This is a genomic window from Streptomyces sp. MS191, from assembly GCF_008042125.1.
Lineage (GTDB): Bacteria > Actinomycetota > Actinomycetes > Streptomycetales > Streptomycetaceae > Streptomyces.
Genome location: NZ_RDBI01000040.1, coordinates 2,640,044 through 2,654,805, shown reverse-complemented (window position 1 = coordinate 2,654,805; position 14,762 = coordinate 2,640,044). Strand labels below are relative to the sequence as shown.

The 14,762-nt window shown below is 73.7% G+C and carries 11 protein-coding genes and 1 pseudogene; 4 read left to right on the top strand and 8 right to left on the bottom strand.

Annotation, left to right across the window (positions count from 1 at the left end; translation table 11 throughout):
• A partial coding sequence (locus EAO71_RS19285) for a protein kinase domain-containing protein (RefSeq protein WP_261992186.1) occupies nucleotides 1-1,128 on the top strand: 1,128 nt, incomplete at its 5' end.
• Nucleotides 1,129-1,419: 291 nt separating this feature from the next.
• Here EAO71_RS19285 and EAO71_RS19280 read toward each other — a convergent pair.
• Nucleotides 1,420-1,644 (bottom strand): annotated as a pseudogene (locus EAO71_RS19280) (hypothetical protein); the annotation flags it as partial.
• Nucleotides 1,645-1,991: 347 nt separating this feature from the next.
• Here EAO71_RS19280 and EAO71_RS19275 point away from each other — a divergent pair.
• The 3 genes from EAO71_RS19275 (at nucleotide 1,992) to EAO71_RS19265 (ending at nucleotide 6,232) form a co-directional block, all read left to right on the top strand.
• Nucleotides 1,992-2,726: an ABC transporter ATP-binding protein gene (locus EAO71_RS19275; RefSeq protein ID WP_147978838.1), complete on the top strand. Its 735-nt coding sequence runs from the start codon at nucleotides 1,992-1,994 to the stop codon at nucleotides 2,724-2,726.
• Nucleotides 2,723-5,581 (top strand): FtsX-like permease family protein, encoded by a 2,859-nt coding sequence (locus EAO71_RS19270; RefSeq protein WP_147978837.1) that lies wholly within the window; start codon nucleotides 2,723-2,725, stop codon nucleotides 5,579-5,581. Before EAO71_RS19275 ends, EAO71_RS19270 begins: the two co-directional genes overlap by 4 nt.
• 105 nt (nucleotides 5,582-5,686) lie before the next feature.
• Nucleotides 5,687-6,232, top strand: coding sequence for a bacterial proteasome activator family protein (locus EAO71_RS19265; protein ID WP_147978836.1), 546 nt, complete (start codon nucleotides 5,687-5,689; stop codon nucleotides 6,230-6,232).
• A gap of 228 nt (nucleotides 6,233-6,460) precedes the next feature.
• Here EAO71_RS19265 and EAO71_RS19260 read toward each other — a convergent pair whose 3' ends face one another.
• The 7 genes from EAO71_RS19260 to pdhA form a co-directional block, all read right to left on the bottom strand.
• Entirely contained in the window at nucleotides 6,461-7,447 is a 987-nt protein-coding gene (locus EAO71_RS19260) for an NAD(P)H-quinone oxidoreductase (RefSeq protein WP_147978835.1), read from the bottom strand.
• Between the two features lie 131 nt (nucleotides 7,448-7,578).
• On the bottom strand, nucleotides 7,579-8,673 hold the full coding sequence (locus tag EAO71_RS19255; RefSeq protein WP_147978834.1) for a potassium channel family protein: 1,095 nt from the start codon (nucleotides 8,671-8,673) through the stop codon (nucleotides 7,579-7,581).
• A complete protein-coding gene (locus EAO71_RS19250) occupies nucleotides 8,661-10,031 on the bottom strand; it encodes a molybdopterin molybdotransferase MoeA (RefSeq protein WP_147978833.1) in 1,371 nt (456 codons plus the stop codon). The genes EAO71_RS19255 and EAO71_RS19250 overlap by 13 nt, the downstream gene beginning before the upstream one ends.
• The gene (locus EAO71_RS19245) at nucleotides 10,028-10,957 is read right to left on the bottom strand and encodes an NTP transferase domain-containing protein (protein ID WP_147978832.1); all 930 of its coding nucleotides are present in this window, start codon (nucleotides 10,955-10,957) and stop codon (nucleotides 10,028-10,030) included. Before EAO71_RS19245 ends, EAO71_RS19250 begins: the two co-directional genes overlap by 4 nt.
• A 259-nt stretch (nucleotides 10,958-11,216) precedes the next feature.
• Nucleotides 11,217-12,572 carry a dihydrolipoamide acetyltransferase family protein gene (locus EAO71_RS19240; RefSeq protein WP_147978831.1) on the bottom strand — a complete coding sequence of 452 codons (1,356 nt, stop codon included), beginning with the start codon at nucleotides 12,570-12,572 and terminating at the stop codon, nucleotides 11,217-11,219.
• Nucleotides 12,572-13,597 carry an alpha-ketoacid dehydrogenase subunit beta gene (locus EAO71_RS19235; protein ID WP_147978830.1) on the bottom strand — a complete coding sequence of 342 codons (1,026 nt, stop codon included), beginning with the start codon at nucleotides 13,595-13,597 and terminating at the stop codon, nucleotides 12,572-12,574. The genes EAO71_RS19240 and EAO71_RS19235 overlap by 1 nt, the downstream gene beginning before the upstream one ends.
• Nucleotides 13,597-14,643 (bottom strand): pyruvate dehydrogenase (acetyl-transferring) E1 component subunit alpha, encoded by a 1,047-nt coding sequence (pdhA, locus tag EAO71_RS19230; RefSeq protein WP_410093988.1) that lies wholly within the window; start codon nucleotides 14,641-14,643, stop codon nucleotides 13,597-13,599. The genes EAO71_RS19235 and pdhA overlap by 1 nt, the downstream gene beginning before the upstream one ends.
• Between the last annotated feature and the right edge of the window lie 119 nt (nucleotides 14,644-14,762).

Here is a 14,762-nt window from a genome sequence, read left to right as displayed (position 1 = left end):
AAGGTCATGGACTTCGGCATCGCGCGCGCCATGCAGTCCGGTGTGACCTCGATGACGCAGACCGGCATGGTCYTSGGCACGCCSCAGTACCTCTCCCCGGAGCAGGCCCTGGGCCGCGCGGTGGACGCCCGTTCCGATCTCTATTCGGTCGGCATCATGCTCTTCCAGCTGCTGACGGGACGCCTCCCCTTCGACGCGGACTCGCCGCTGGCCATCGCGTACGCGCATGTGCAGGAGGAGCCGGTCGCCCCGTCCTCGGTGAACCGGTCCGTGACACCGGCGATGGACGCGCTCGTCGCCCGCGCGCTGAAGAAGAACCCGAACGAGCGGTTCCCGAGCGCCGCGGCGATGCAGGACGAGTGCCTGCGCGTGCTGTCGGCGGGTCAGACGAGCGCACCGGTGATCGTCGCCGGCGGTCCCGTGAGCAGTGGTGCGGGAGTGGGCTCGGCGGTCTTCCCGCCGGTCGGCCAGACGCCGCCGCCGTCGACGCACGGCGTCCAGCAGCACTACCAGCCGCCGACCGCGCAGCCCGGTCCGTACGGCGTGCCGACGCCGGCCCCCACGCCGGGCTACGGCTACCCGCAGCACGCGCAGACGCCGCCGCCGGCCCCGATGTACCAGACGCCCACGCCCGGGCCGTACACGATGTCGCCGCAGGGGCAGCCCGCTCCGGCCGCCCCGTCCGGAGCCAAGCGGAACACACCGGTCCTTGTCGGTGCGATCGTGGTGGCCCTGCTGGTCATCGGCGGTGTCGTCACGGCGCTGTCGATGAACAAGGACGAGGACCCGAACACGACCGCGGGCGGCGACCCGAGCCAGTCGCAGTCGGCCGGCCACAAGGGCCCCGACCTCGGCAAGACCATCGACCCGAAGAAGTGCACGGACCCGCGGGAGTCCACCGAGGACCCGGCGAAGTTCGAGATCCCGGACTTCACCTACAAGAACATCCAGTCGGTGAAGGCCTGCATCCAGGCCGCGGGCTGGAAGATCACCAAGCAGACCCCGGTCGACGAGAACATCTACGGCGAGGGCACGGTCCTCAGCCAGTACCCGCCGAACGGGTCGGCCGCGTCGGACGACAGCGCCGAGTTCACCCTGGAGATCTCGACGGGCAACCCGCCGCAGTAGGCCGCCCGGCGGGCACCGCCTTCTTCGACGGGCTCCCGGCCGCGGTGCGGTCGGGAGCCCGTCGTCCTCCTCTCTCCTCCCGGCGCCTCCCCTTCTCCTCCCGGCGTCTCCCCCTCGGCTTCCGCACCGTGCGCAGCGCGCTTCCCGCTCGGCCGGCGCCGGCGCGAGCGGGCCCGATCCTCCGTGCGTACCCGCCCGGATGCCGGAAGTGTCCCGACATGTGACGCTGAGTCGACTGGCTCGGTTGACCAGCTCGGCTGCTCGGACGGGAGGGGGTCACGCCGTGACTCCAGGACTCCGCAGGGCGCGGACGCGGGCCCTCGGTCCGGTGCTCGTGTGCTGGCGGCTGATGGTGTCCCGGTCCGCGGTCGGGGCGTCGAGGTGCTGCTTGAGGAAGTAGGCGCCGCGGGTGGTGGCGAGGCGGTAGCCGCGGTTGAGCAGGCCCTGGGTGACGGGTTCGCAGGACAGGGGCTCCGCCTTGAGCTCGCGGACCTCGGTCTGGAGCAGTCCGTGCACGGCCCTGACACCACGGCACCGAGGACCCGCACCACCGGGCCCGGCACCCCGCACCCGGGCCCGCACCACCGCACGGCGACACCCACGTACCCGCACAGCACGTCGGGCCACCGCCACGCGGTAACCACCGCCCCGCACGTCTCCCGTGCCGAGGCAGCCGTACCGCGGCACCCCGACCACCCGCATCGCACCACGTCGACGCAGGCCCGGACCTGCGCATCCGCGTTCACGGCACCCCGTGGCCGCCCGTTCCGTTCCACCTCTCCAACCGCTCCGTACCCGAGCGGCCGCTGCCCGATCCGGCCCAGCGCGCCCTCCCTCGTCGTACGACCAAGGGGGACCCCTCCATGTCCGCACAGCAGCCCGTGCTGCAGCTCCAGACCCTGACCCGAGTCCACGGCTCGGGCGCCACCGAGGTGCACGCCCTCCGGGGCATCGACCTCGACGTCCACGCCGGCGAACTCGTCGCCGTCATGGGCCCCTCCGGCTCCGGCAAGTCCACCCTGCTGACCATCGCCGGCGGCCTCGACTTCCCCACCTCCGGCCGGGTGATCGTCGAGGGCACCGACATCACCACCGCCGACCGCAAGGCGCTCGCCGCACTGCGCCGCCGCAGCATCGGCTACGTCTTCCAGGACTACAACCTCATCCCGGCCCTCACGGCCGCCGAGAACGTCGCCCTGCCCCGTGAACTGGACGGTGTCTCCGCGAGAAAGGCCCGCGTCGAGGCCCTCGCCGCGCTGGAGGAGATGGAGCTCGGCCACCTCGCCGACCGCTTCCCCGACGAGATGTCCGGCGGCCAGCAGCAGCGCGTCGCCATCGCCCGCGCCCTCGTCGGAGACCGCCGCCTCGTCCTCGCCGACGAGCCCACCGGCGCCCTCGACTCCGAGACCGGCGAGTCCGTCCTCGCCCTGCTGCGCACCCGCTGCGACGCCGGTGCCGCGGGCGTCCTGGTCACCCACGAGCCGCGGTTCGCCGCCTGGGCCGACCGCGTCGTCTTCCTCCGGGACGGCGCCGTCGTCGACCAGACCGTGCGCACCGACGCCGACTCGCTCCTCTCCGGTCAGGCGGCCGAGCGGTGAACAAGTGGCTCCACTCCTGGCGCGCCGCGATCCGCATAGCCCGCCGCGACGCCTGGCGCTACAAGGGCCGCAGCTTCCTGGTCCTCGCCATGATCGCCCTGCCCATCCTCGGGGTCAGCGCCGCCGACCTCACCCTGCGCAGCTCCGAACTCTCCGCCGAGGAGAAACTGGACCGCACCATCGGCGCGGCCGACGCCCGCTTCTCCGACGCGCAGGTCGGCGGCGTCCCGATCCTGCAGTCGCCGGACGGTGAGATGAACGCACCGGCCAAGGACTACGGCGACCGCGGCTGGCCGAGCGGCTCGACCGATGTCACCGCGGCCTTCCCGGCCGGTGCCAAGACCCTGACGGACACCATCGGCAACGCGAAGCTCACGACCGTGCACGGACTGCTCCAGACCGAGGTCCGCGAGCTCAAGGCGGCCGATCCCATCGCGACGGGCATCATGCCCCTCCAGGAGGGCCGCTTCCCGCAGCGGGCGGACGAGATCGCCGCGACCACGCACTTCCTGGAGACCAGCGGTCTCACGGTCGGCTCCACCGTGACCGCGCGCGGCTTCGACCGCCCCTACCGGATCGTCGGCGCCTACGAGCTGCCGAACGACCTCAAGGCCAACCAGGTCAACGTCCTGCCCGGTGCCTTCCTGGCCCCGTACGGAAAGGCCGCCGAGAAGGCCGGCCTGATGAAGCCCGACACCTCCACCACCCACCTGGTGAAGCTGTCCGGCGGTTTCACGTGGAACATGGTCCAGCAGATCAACACCAAGGGTGTCGCCGTCGTCTCGCGCGCCGTGCTGCTGGACCCGCCCGCCGACTCCGAGGTCCCGCTCTACCAGAAGGACGGCTGGGGCAACTACGAGACCAGCGCCGCGGCCCAGGCGGCGGAGCTCGCCGCACTCGGCACCGTCGTCGGTCTCGCGATGCTGGAGATCTGCCTCCTCGCCGGTCCCGCGTTCGCCGTCGGCGCCCGCCGCTCGCGCCGCCAGCTCGGCCTCGTCGGAGCCAACGGCGGCGACCGCAGCCACATCCGGGCCATCGTGCTCAGCGGCGGTCTCGTCATCGGTGTCGCCGCGGCCGTGACCGGCACCGTCCTCGCTCTGATCCTCACCTTCGCCCTGCAGCCCCTGCTCGAGGACTACCTGGGCCAGCGGTTCGGCTCCTTCGACGTCCGTCCGCTGGAACTGCTCGGCATCGCGCTCCTCGCCGTGCTGACCGGCCTGCTGGCGGCGATCGTCCCGGCGATCACCTCCTCCCGGCAGACCGTCCTGGCCTCGCTCACCGGCCGGCGCGGTGTACGCCGCAGCAGCCGCGTCCTCCCGCTGGTGGGCCTGGGCGCCCTGCTGCTCGGGGCCGCGATCGCGCTCTACGGCTCGGTCGTCTCCGACCAGGTCGTGATCGTCGCGGGCGGCAGCGCCATCGCCGAGCTCGGCGTCGTCGCCATGACCCCCGCGCTGGTCGGCCTCTTCGGCCGGACCGGACGCTGGATGCCCCTGTCGCCGCGTCTCGCGCTCCGCGACGCCGTCCGCAACCGGGGCCGCACGGCGCCGGCCGTCGCCGCCGTGCTCGCCGCGGTCGCGGGAACCGTCGCCGTCGCCACGTACACGGCGAGCAGCGAGGCCCAGGAGCGCGCCGAGTACCAGGCCCGCCTGCCCTACGGAGCGGTCTCCGCGCTGGTCGTCGAGGACGGCGGCCGGGACGTCCCGGCGGTCCGCGAGGCCGTGCAGCGCCTGCTGCCGATCGACGCCCGCGCCGACGTCGACCGCATCGTGGTCGGCAAGCCGGGTTGCTCGCCCTACGGCCAGGGGACCGGCTGCGGCCGGTACGAGGTCGTGATCCCCAAGGCCAACGAGTGCCCGCTGTGGGCCTCCACCACCGACGGCAGCGACCCCTCGGAGCGGTTCACCAAGGAGCAGCGGCGCAAGCTGGCCGAGGACTGGCGCTGCAAGGAGGGCGACAGCGGCAGCGTCTACGTCGAGGGCGGCCTGCTGGTCGGCGACGCCCGGCTGCTGGCGATCCTCGGCGTCAAGGACGCCGGCGCCGAGCGGGCCCTCGCCGAGGGCAAGGTGGTCACCTTCGCCAAGCAGCAGGTCAACAAGGCCGGCCAGGTCGACGTCAAGCTGATCACCGACCTCGAGAAGGCGGACGCGGCCGACCGCGAGGGCAAGCCGACCCCGGGCGAGATCAAGTCGCTCCCCGCCTACCTGATGCCCGCGAACGAGCGGTCGTACGGCATGCAGGGACTGATCACCCCGGCCGCCGCCAAGGCCGCCGGACTGACCACGGTGCCCGTCGGTTCGTACTTCTCCACCGACGGCATGCCGAGCTCCGAGCAGCGGCAGAAGCTCGACGCCGAGATCGCCAAGCTCGGCAGCGACGTCGATCTCCACCTGGAGGAGGGCTTCGTCAGCAAGAGCAGCATCGTGCTCCTCTCCCTGACCGTCTTCGCGGGCCTGGTCACCATCGGTGCGGCCGGTATCGCCACCGGTCTCGCCCAGGCCGACGCGGAGGCCGACCTCAAGACGCTCGCCGCGGTCGGCGCCCCGCCTCGGGTCCGCCGGACCCTCAGCGGCTTCCAGTGCGGGGTGGTCGCCGCGATGGGCGTGATCCTCGGATCGGCGGCCGGTGTGCTGCCGGCCGTGGGGCTGCGGCTCACCGAGGAACGGGAGCAGGTGCGCTACTACCAGGAGGCGCTCGACGAGGGCTGGGGAGTCATGCAGCAACCGCCCCACGTGCCGATCGTCGTCCCGTGGGAGACGCTGGCGGCCCTGCTGGTGGCCGTTCCGCTGGGAGCGGCGATGCTGGCCGCGCTGGTGACGCGGTCCCGGGGCGCCCTGGCCCGCCGCGCGGCGACCTGACCGGTCCTTCCGCTTCGTTGCGTTCCTGTGCCCCTGGACGAGGGTGGATCACCCTCGTCCAGGGGCACACCGTGTGGTGAGGCACGTGTGCGAGAGAATGGCGGCATGGATATGCCGAGGAGTGAACGGTCGCAGGAGAGTCCCCAGGTCCTCATCGTGGGACAGGATGGGATGGCGCTCGGCGGCAGCCATGGTGACGACGAGTCCCGCGAGGTCCCGGTGACAGAGATGGTCGAGCAGCCTGCGAAGGTCATGCGCATCGGCAGCATGATCAAGCAGCTTCTGGAAGAAGTCAGGGCGGCACCTCTCGACGAGGCGAGCCGGGTCCGGCTGAAGGATATCCATGCCAGCTCCGTGAAGGAGCTGGAGGACGGGCTCGCGCCCGAGCTGGTGGAGGAACTGGAGCGGCTCTCCCTGCCGTTCACCGACGAGGCGATCCCCTCCGAAGCGGAACTGCGGATCGCGCAGGCCCAGTTGGTGGGATGGCTCGAAGGACTCTTCCACGGCATCCAGACGGCCCTGTTCGCCCAGCAGATGGCGGCCCGCGCCCAACTGGAGCAGATGCGCAGGGCGCTGCCTCCGGGCGGCCCCCACGACGATGACGACGACCAGGGCCACGGGCACGCGATCCGCTCGGGTCCCTACCTGTAGGAACGGGCGCGACCGGGCCGGGATCCGCCGGGCCGGGCCGTCCCGTCTCGACCCGGCCGGATGGGCCGGGAAGAGCGGCCGTCGAACGGGCGAGGGCCCGGCACACCTGGTGTGCCGGGCCCTCGTGCTTGTTCCGCCGCCGTCTGCGGGGCCGGTCCGGGGCCGGTCCGGATGCCCCGGGCGCCCCGACACCGAACCGAGGCCCCGGCCGTGCCCGGACCCGGCTGCTCAGCCCTGCGGGGCCAGCAGCAGGACCTTGCCGACGTGGCTCCCGGAATCCAGGGCCCGGTGGGCCTCCGCGGCTTCCGGCATCGGCACCGTGCGGTCGACGACCGGACGGACCGTGCCGGCCGCGATCAGCGGCCAGACGTGCTCGCGGACGGCGGCGACGATGGCCGTCTTCTCGTGCAGCGGCCGGGCCCGCAGCGTCGTCGCCGTGATCGCGGCACGCTTGCGAAGCAGCGCCCCCAGGTTCAACTCACCCTTCACACCGCCCTGGAGGCCGATGACGGCGAGCCGCCCGTTGATCGCGAGGGCCTTCACGTTGCGGTCCAGGTACTTCGCGCCGACGATGTCGAGGATGACGTCCGCGCCGTTCCCGTCCGTCGCCTTCAGCAGCTCCTCGACGAAGTCCTGCTCGCGGTAGTCGATCAGGATGTCCGCGCCCAGTTCGGCGCAGCGCGCCAGCTTCTCCGGTCCGCCGGCGGTGACCGCGACCCGCGCGCCGACCGCCTTGGCCAGCTGGATCGCCATCGTGCCGATGCCGCTCGCGCCGCCGTGGACCAGCAGCGTCTCGCCGGGCCGCAGGTGGGCGATCATGAAGACGTTCGACCAGACCGTGCTGGTCACCTCGGGCAGCGCCGCCGCCGTGACGAGATCCACCCCGTCCGGCACCGGGAGCAGCTGACCGACGGGGACGAGGACCTTCTGCGCGTACCCTCCGCCGACCAGCAGCGCACACACCTCGTCACCGACCGACCAGCCGGACGCTCCGGGGCCGAGTGCGGCGATCCGGCCCGAGCATTCGAGGCCGGGGTACGGCAAGGTGCCCGGCGGCGGGTCGTAGAAGCCCTGCCGCTGGAGCAGATCGGCGCGGTTGACCGCGCTCGCCACCACCTCGACGAGGACCTCGCCCTCGCCGGGCACGGGATCGGGCACCTCGGCCCAGACGAGGGCTTCGGGGCCGCCGGGTTCCGGAATCGTGATCGCATGCATGGCGGCGAGGCTACTCCGGCGCCGTGACCGACCGGGATACGCCGTGACCGGCCGGGGACACGGCGGACGACCTGGTCCGCGGTGGGCGAGGGCGCCGTGGGGCACGGTCGTTCCACCCGGGGGGCGGGTCGTCAGTCCTCGCGCGGGGTGCTCAAGGGGGTGACGGGTGCGGCCCGCACGATCGTGATCACACGGTCCGTCAACTGCAGCGGGCTGGCGGCGGGATCGTCGTAGCCGAGCAGCCGGTGTCCGCGCAGCACGCTCACCACCAGGTCCTCGGTCTCCCGCACGTTCTTGCCGACCTCGGACTTTATGACCGGCCGCTCGACCAGATCGAGGCCCGAACCCTGCTGGATCAGGTCCTCCATCACCGTGCCCGCACTGGGGCTGAGCACCGACAGGCCCAGAAGCCGGCCGGCCGCACTGGCGCTGGTGATCACGGCGTCCGCGCCCGACTGACGCAGGAGCGGCGCGTTCTCCTCCTCGCGGACGGCGGCCACGATCTTCGCGCCCCGGTTGAGCTGGCGGGCCGTCAGGGTGACCAGCACGGCGGTGTCGTCGCGCTGGGTGGCGATGACGATCTGACGGGCCTTCTGCACCTCGGCCCGGATCAGCACGTCGCTGCGGGTCGCGTCACCGATCACGCCCACGAAGCCGTCGGCGTTCGCCGTCTCGATGACCTTGTTGGAGGGGTCCACGATGACGATCTGTTCTTTGCGCAGTCCCGTCGCGCAGAGCGTCTGGATCGCGGACCGGCCCTTGGTGCCGAATCCGACGATGACGGTGTGGTCGCGCAAGGTGGACCTCCAGCGGTTCAGTCGCCACTCCTCACGGGTCCGTTCGGTGAGGACCTCGAGAGTGGTGCCGACCAGGATGATCAGGAACAACACGCGCAACGGCGTGACCAGCAGGATGTTGACGAGCCTCGCCGAGTCGCTGTACGGGACGATGTCGCCGTATCCCGTGGTGGAGAGGGTCACGGTCGCGTAGTAGGCGCAGTCGAGGAAGTCGAGCGTCTCGTCGGAGTTGTCGTGGTAGCCGGAGCGGTCCGCGTAGACGATGAGCGTGGTGAGGACCAGGACGCCCAGGGCCATCAACAGCCTTTTGCCCACCTGCTGAAGGGGGCGCTCGACCACCCTCCGGGGCATCCTCACCCGGGTGGGCGCCGTCTTCTCGTCGGCCTGGCGGGCCATGACGTCACGGCTGGGAAGTTTCACGTGAAACATGCTCCTTCGGGCGCGCCGTGAGCCTGGGACCGGGCTGACGCCGGGCCCTGAAGCGGGGCCATCGGCCAGGGGAGGTCGAGGATTTCCAGGGCGTCGCCGGGTCGCGCGCCTCCGGACGGTACGACGGCCATCCCGTCCGCCGCCGCGATGCCTCGCAGCATCGCCGGTCCGTTGTAGTGCAGGGGGACGACCCGGTCGGCGTGGTGGACGACCGGGACGAGCCGGGTGTCGTGCGGGTGACCCTGCACCTCGTCGCGGACCGGCGCGCGGTACGGCGGCGGCACCGGGGCGCCGGCGAGAGCCCGGAGCAGCGGCTCGGCCAGTGTGAGGAGTGCGGACACGGCGGCCAGCGGGTTGCCGGGCAACCCGACGAGGTGGCGGCCCGGCCGGCCGTCTTCGAGACGGGCGAGCAGCATCGGGTGGCCGGGGCGGACCCGTACGCCGTCCACGAGGAGGGTGGCGCCCGTCGCGGCGAGGACGGGGTGCACGTGGTCCAGGGGACCGGCGGCGGTCCCGCCGGTCGTGACGACCAGATCCGCCTCGGAGCCGGTGACGGCCGTGCGCAGGGCGTCGGCGTCGTCGCGGACCCGCCGGGTGGCGAGGACCTCGGCGCCGAGCGCGTTCAGCCAGGGGCCGAGCATCGGGCCGAGGGCGTCGCGGATGAGGCCCTCGTGGGGGAGTCCTTCGGTGAGCAGTTCGTCGCCGAGGACCAGGATCTCCACACGGGGGCGGGACAGCGCGGGAAGCTCGTCGTACCCGGCCGCGGCGGCGAGGCCGAGGACCGCCGGGGTGACCGGTGTCCCCGCGGGCAGCAGGAGGTCACCGGACCGGCACTCCTGTCCGCGGGGCCGGATGTCCTGGCCGTGCTGGACCTCGCGCAGGGCGTGCAGCCTGCCGGCGGAGTCGGTACGGGAGTGCTCGTTGCGGATGACCGCCGTGGTCTCGGGGGGAATCCGGGCGCCGGTGGCGATCCGCACTGCCGTGCCGTCGTCGAGCGCGGCGGCGGGGGTGTGCCCGGCGAGGACGGCGCCCTCCTCGTGGATCTTCCAGGGGCCGGGGCCGGCGACCGCCCAGCCGTCCATGGCGGAGGTGTCGAACGACGGCAGATCGGTGAGCGCGCGCAGCGGCTCGGCGAGCACGCGGCCGAGCGCCTGCCCGAGCGGGACGCGGCGGGGTTCGCCGGCGGTCGCGCCGGCGGCGCGCGCCGCGGCCCCGGCGCGTGCGGCGGTCTGCCGAGCGTCCGGCCAGGGGGTGGCGCGGTGCGGCTCCGCCGGGCGTGGCGGGGCGACGAGGGCCAGCGCGTCGTCCACTCCGTCGTTCTCGGGTTCGGCCGCCGTGCGCTCCTGCGGGGTCATCATCCGGCCTCGGCCCGGCCCGTCGTGTCGGAGCCCGCGGTGTCCGAGCCGGCCTGCTCGTGGCCCGCTCCGGCCGGGGCGGCGCCCTGGTCGGCCTCGTCGGCCCAGCGGACGGCGAGGGCGGCGGCCTTGCGGGCCGCCTCGGCCACGGCCTCGGGGCCGCCGGCGCCCGCCTTCGCCGCCGCGTAGCCCACCAGGAAGGTGGTCAGCGGCGCCGCGGGGCGGGCGACTCCGTGGGCGGCGTCACGGGCCAGATCGAGAAGCACGCCGGTGTCGACGTCCAACTCGATGCCCAGTTCGTCCTTGACTGCGGTGATCCATTCGTCCAGCACGTTCCCATGCTCCCTGATGCGGGCCCGGGCTGCGGCAATGTCCTCCCAGGTGTCGCAGTCGAAGGAGGCCAGGGGGGCGCCGTCGACGCGGATCGGGCGCAGTTCGCCGAGGAGCAGGCGCAGCGGGAGACCGGCGAGGGTGCCGTGCGCGGCGGCGAGGCGCTCCAACGCCCGGCGGAGCGGCTCGGAGCGGTAGGCCGCGACGAGGGGCTGGTCGCGGCCGTCGGAGTCGACCAGGAGCGCGGTGTCGGCCGTGGGGGCCCCGTCGAGGGCGTCCAGCAGGCGGCGGCCGGTCCGTTCGTCGAGGAACGGCAGGTCGGCGGAGAGGACGAGCACGGTCGCGGCAGTGGTCCGGCGGACACCGGCGTCGAGCGCGGCCAGCGGTCCCCCGCCGGGCGGATCCTCCCTGGCCCACTCCACGGGCCGGACGGTCGCCCGCAGCCCGCCGACCACCACGGTCGAGGCGGCGCCCCGGCAACCGGTCAGGACCCGGTCGAGCAGCGCCCGGCCGCCGACCCGTACGCCGGGCTTGTCCGCACCGCCGAGTCGCCTGGCGGCGCCTCCCGCCAGGACGACGGCGTCGTACTCGGTCGTCATCCCAGCAGTATGGTCCGCGCCCCGCCGGGAAAGCCCCTGAGATCGCCGACCGTCTCACCCACGGAGACGGCCACGGCCGCCCCGGCAGCCGGGGAGCCGTGGCCGTACGGAAGGCGCACCGGGGGACGCCCGGGCGCCCGGACCGTACGGCGGGGCACCGGCCGCTCCCGCACCGCCGCGACCGGCGGTGCGGCGCCCGGCCCGCCGGACGGGGGCCGGCCGGACCCGGACCGCCGGGAGCCGGCCGGACCCGCTTCCGTCAGAGCGTGCGCAGCAGGACCGAGGGGTGCTCGACGCAGTCCGCGACGTAGCGGAGGAACCCGCCCGCCGTGCCGCCGTCGCAGACCCGGTGGTCGAACGTGAGCGACAGCTGGACGACCTGGCGGACGGCCAGTTCGCCCTGGTGCACCCACGGCTTCGGGATGATCCGGCCGACCCCGAGCATCGCCGCCTCCGGGTGGTTGACGATCGGCGTGGACCCGTCGACCCCGAACACCCCGTAGTTGTTCAGGGTGAACGTCCCGCCGGTCAGGTCCGCCGGCGTCAGCGTCCCCTGCCGGGCGGACTCCGTCAGCCGCGCGAACTCCGCCGTCAGCGACTCCGCGGTACGCGTTCCCGCGTCCCGGACCACGGGCACCACCAGGCCGCGCTCCGTCTGGGCCGCGAACCCGAGGTGCACGGACGGCAGCCGGACGATCTCCCGGGCCGCCATGTCCACGGTCGAGTTGAGCTCCGGGAAGCGGGCGAGCGCGTGGGCGCAGATCCGGGCCAGCAGGGCGAGGAGCGAGATCTTCGGCCCGCCGGCGGCGTTCATCGCCGTGCGCGCCGCCATGAGCTCGGTCGCGTCGGCGTCGACCCAGCAGGTCGCGTCCGGGATCTCCGTACGGCTGCGCGAGAGCTTGTCGGCGACCGCGCCGCGGACGCCGCGCAGCGGAATCCGCTCACCGACGGCAGCGGACGAGGGCGCGGGCGCGGCGGCCGGAGCGGGGCGCACGGCCTCGGTCACGGCGACGGAGGCCCGTTCGACGTCCGCCCGCAGGATCAGCCCGTCCGGACCCGACCCGCGGACCTCGCGCAGGTCCAGCCCCTTCTCCCGCGCCAGCTTCCGCACCAGCGGCGAGATCACCGGAACCGGACCGTCGACGACCGGCTCGCGGGTGGCGGGGGCTGCGACCACCGGGGCCGCCGCCACCGGCGCGGGGGAGGCCGCGGGAACACCGTCCCTGCGCACCCGGCGGCGGCGCGCCGCCGGACCGGCCGTCCCGTAGCCCACCAGCACGTTGCCGGAGTACTCCGAGGAGACGGCGGACTCCGCCGTGGCGGCGCCCTGCGTCGCGGGCGCGGCCGCGTCCGCCGCGCCGGGAGCCGGTGCCCCCACCGCGACGGTCAGCAGCGGCGCCCCGACGGGGAGCTCGGTCCCCTCCTCGCCGAAGCGGGCCGTCACCACACCCCCGTAGGGGCAGGGGACCTCGACCATCGCCTTGGCGGTCTCGACCTCGACGACCGGCTGGTCGATGGCGACGACGTCGCCGACGTTCACCAGCCAGCGCACGATCTCGGCCTCGGTCAGCCCCTCGCCGAGGTCCGGCAGCTTGAATTCGAGCACCTGGGCCATCAGCTCTGCGCCTCCCACTGCAGGCGCGCGACCGCGTCGAGCACCCGGTCCACGCCGGGCAGGTGGTGCCGCTCCAGCATCGGCGGCGGGTAGGGGATGTCGAAGCCGGCGACCCGGAGCACCGGTGCCTCCAGGTGGTGGAAGCAGCGCTCGGTGACCCGTGCGGCGATCTCCCCGCCCGGTCCGCCGAACCCGGTCGACTCGTGCACGACGACCGCCCGCCCGGTCCTCCGCACGGAGGCGCAGACCGTCTCGTCGTCGAACGGCACGAGCGAGCGCAGGTCGACGACCTCCAGGTCCCAGCCCTCCGCCTGAGCGGCCTCGGCCGCCTCCAGGCAGACCGGCAGGGACGGCCCGTACGTGATCAGGGTGGCGCTGCGGCCGCTGCGGCGCACCACGGCCTTGCCGATCGGCTCCACGGCCGTCGGCGCCTCGGGCGACCAGTCGGACTTCGACCAGTACAGCCGCTTGGGCTCCAGGAAGACGACCGGGTCGTCGGAGGCGATCGCCGCCCGCAGGAGCCCGTAGGCGTCCTCGACGGTGGCCGGGGTGACGACGTGGAGGCCCGGCGTCGCCATGTAGTACGCCTCGGAGGAGTCGCTGTGGTGCTCGACGCCGCCGATCCCGCCGCCGTAGGGCACCCGGACCACCAGCGGCATCGGCAGCGCGCCGCGCGTGCGGTTCCGCATCCGCGAGACGTGGCTGATCAGCTGCTCGAACGCGGGGTAGGCGAAGGCGTCGAACTGCATCTCGACGACCGGCCGCAGCCCGTACATCGCCATGCCGACGGCCGTGCCGAGGATGCCCGCCTCGGCGAGCGGCGTGTCCGTACAGCGGTCCTCGCCGAACTCCTTGGCCAGGCCGTCCGTGACCCGGAAGACGCCGCCGAGCGTGCCGACGTCCTCTCCCATCACGTGGACGGTCGGGTCCTCGGCCATCGCGTCGCGCATGGCCCGCTGCAGGGCCTGCGCCATCGTCGCCGGCTTGGCGGGCTTGGCCGGCTTGGCCGCCGTACTGGTCGTCATCACGCCTCGCTCTCGGCGTCGAGCTCGGCACGCAGCTGCGCCGCCTGCTCGCGCAGCTGTGCCGTCTGTTCGGCGTACACGTGCGCGAACAGGTCCATCGGGTCGAGCACCGGGTCGGCGTTCATCCGCTCGCGCAGGGTCGCCGCCATCGTCTCGGCGGCCTCGGCCGCCTGCCGCTTGCCGTCGTCGTCGAGCATGCCGCGCTCCGTCAGCTCCCGCTCCAGGATCAGGATCGGGTCGTGCGCCCGCCAGGTCTCGACCTCGCCGTCGCCGCGGTAGCGGGTGGCGTCGTCGGCGTTGGTGTGGGCGTCGATGCGGTACGTCACGGCCTCGACCAGCGTCGGTCCGCCGCCGCGCCGTGCGCGGGCGACGGCCTCGGTCAGCACCTGGTGGACGGCGACCGCGTCGTTGCCGTCGACCAGCCGGCCCGGCATGCCGTAGCCGACGGCCTTGTGCGCCAGCGACGGGGCCGCCGTCTGCTTGGCGAGCGGCACGGAGATCGCGAAGCCGTTGTTCTGCACGAAGAAGACCACGGGGGCCTGCCAGACGGCCGCGAAGTTCAGCGCCTCGTGGAAGTCGCCCTCGCTCGTGCCGCCGTCGCCGACCATGGCGAGCGCGACCACGTCGTCGCCCTTGAGCCGGGCGGCGTGGGCCAGCCCGACCGCGTGCGGGAGTTGGGTGGCGAGCGGCGTGGACAGCGGGGCGATCCGGTACTCGCGCGGGTCGTAGCCGGTGTGCCAGTCACCGCGCAGCAGCGTCAGCGCCTGGACCGGGTCGAGGCCACGGGCCACGGCGGCGAGGGTGTCGCGGTACGAGGGGAAGAGCCAGTCACGCTCCTCCAGGGCCATCGCGGCGGCGACCTCACAGGCCTCCTGGCCGGTGGTCGACGGGTACACGGCGAGGCGGCCCTGCTTGGTGAGGGCGGTGGCCTGGGCGTTGTACCGGCGGCCCCGCACCAGCTCGGCGTAGAGACGTCGCAGCAGCTCGGGGTCGACCGAGTCCACCGCGTCCGTGCCGAGGACGCGGAACGGCTCGGCATCGGGCAGGAGCGGGCCGGGGTCGGTGCGCGGCTTCCACGCCGGGGGCGGGGYGCCCGCGCACGGCGCGGTGGCGGACCGACGCTGGTCGAGGCCGTGACGTACCGCATCGACGCCCACACCAACGC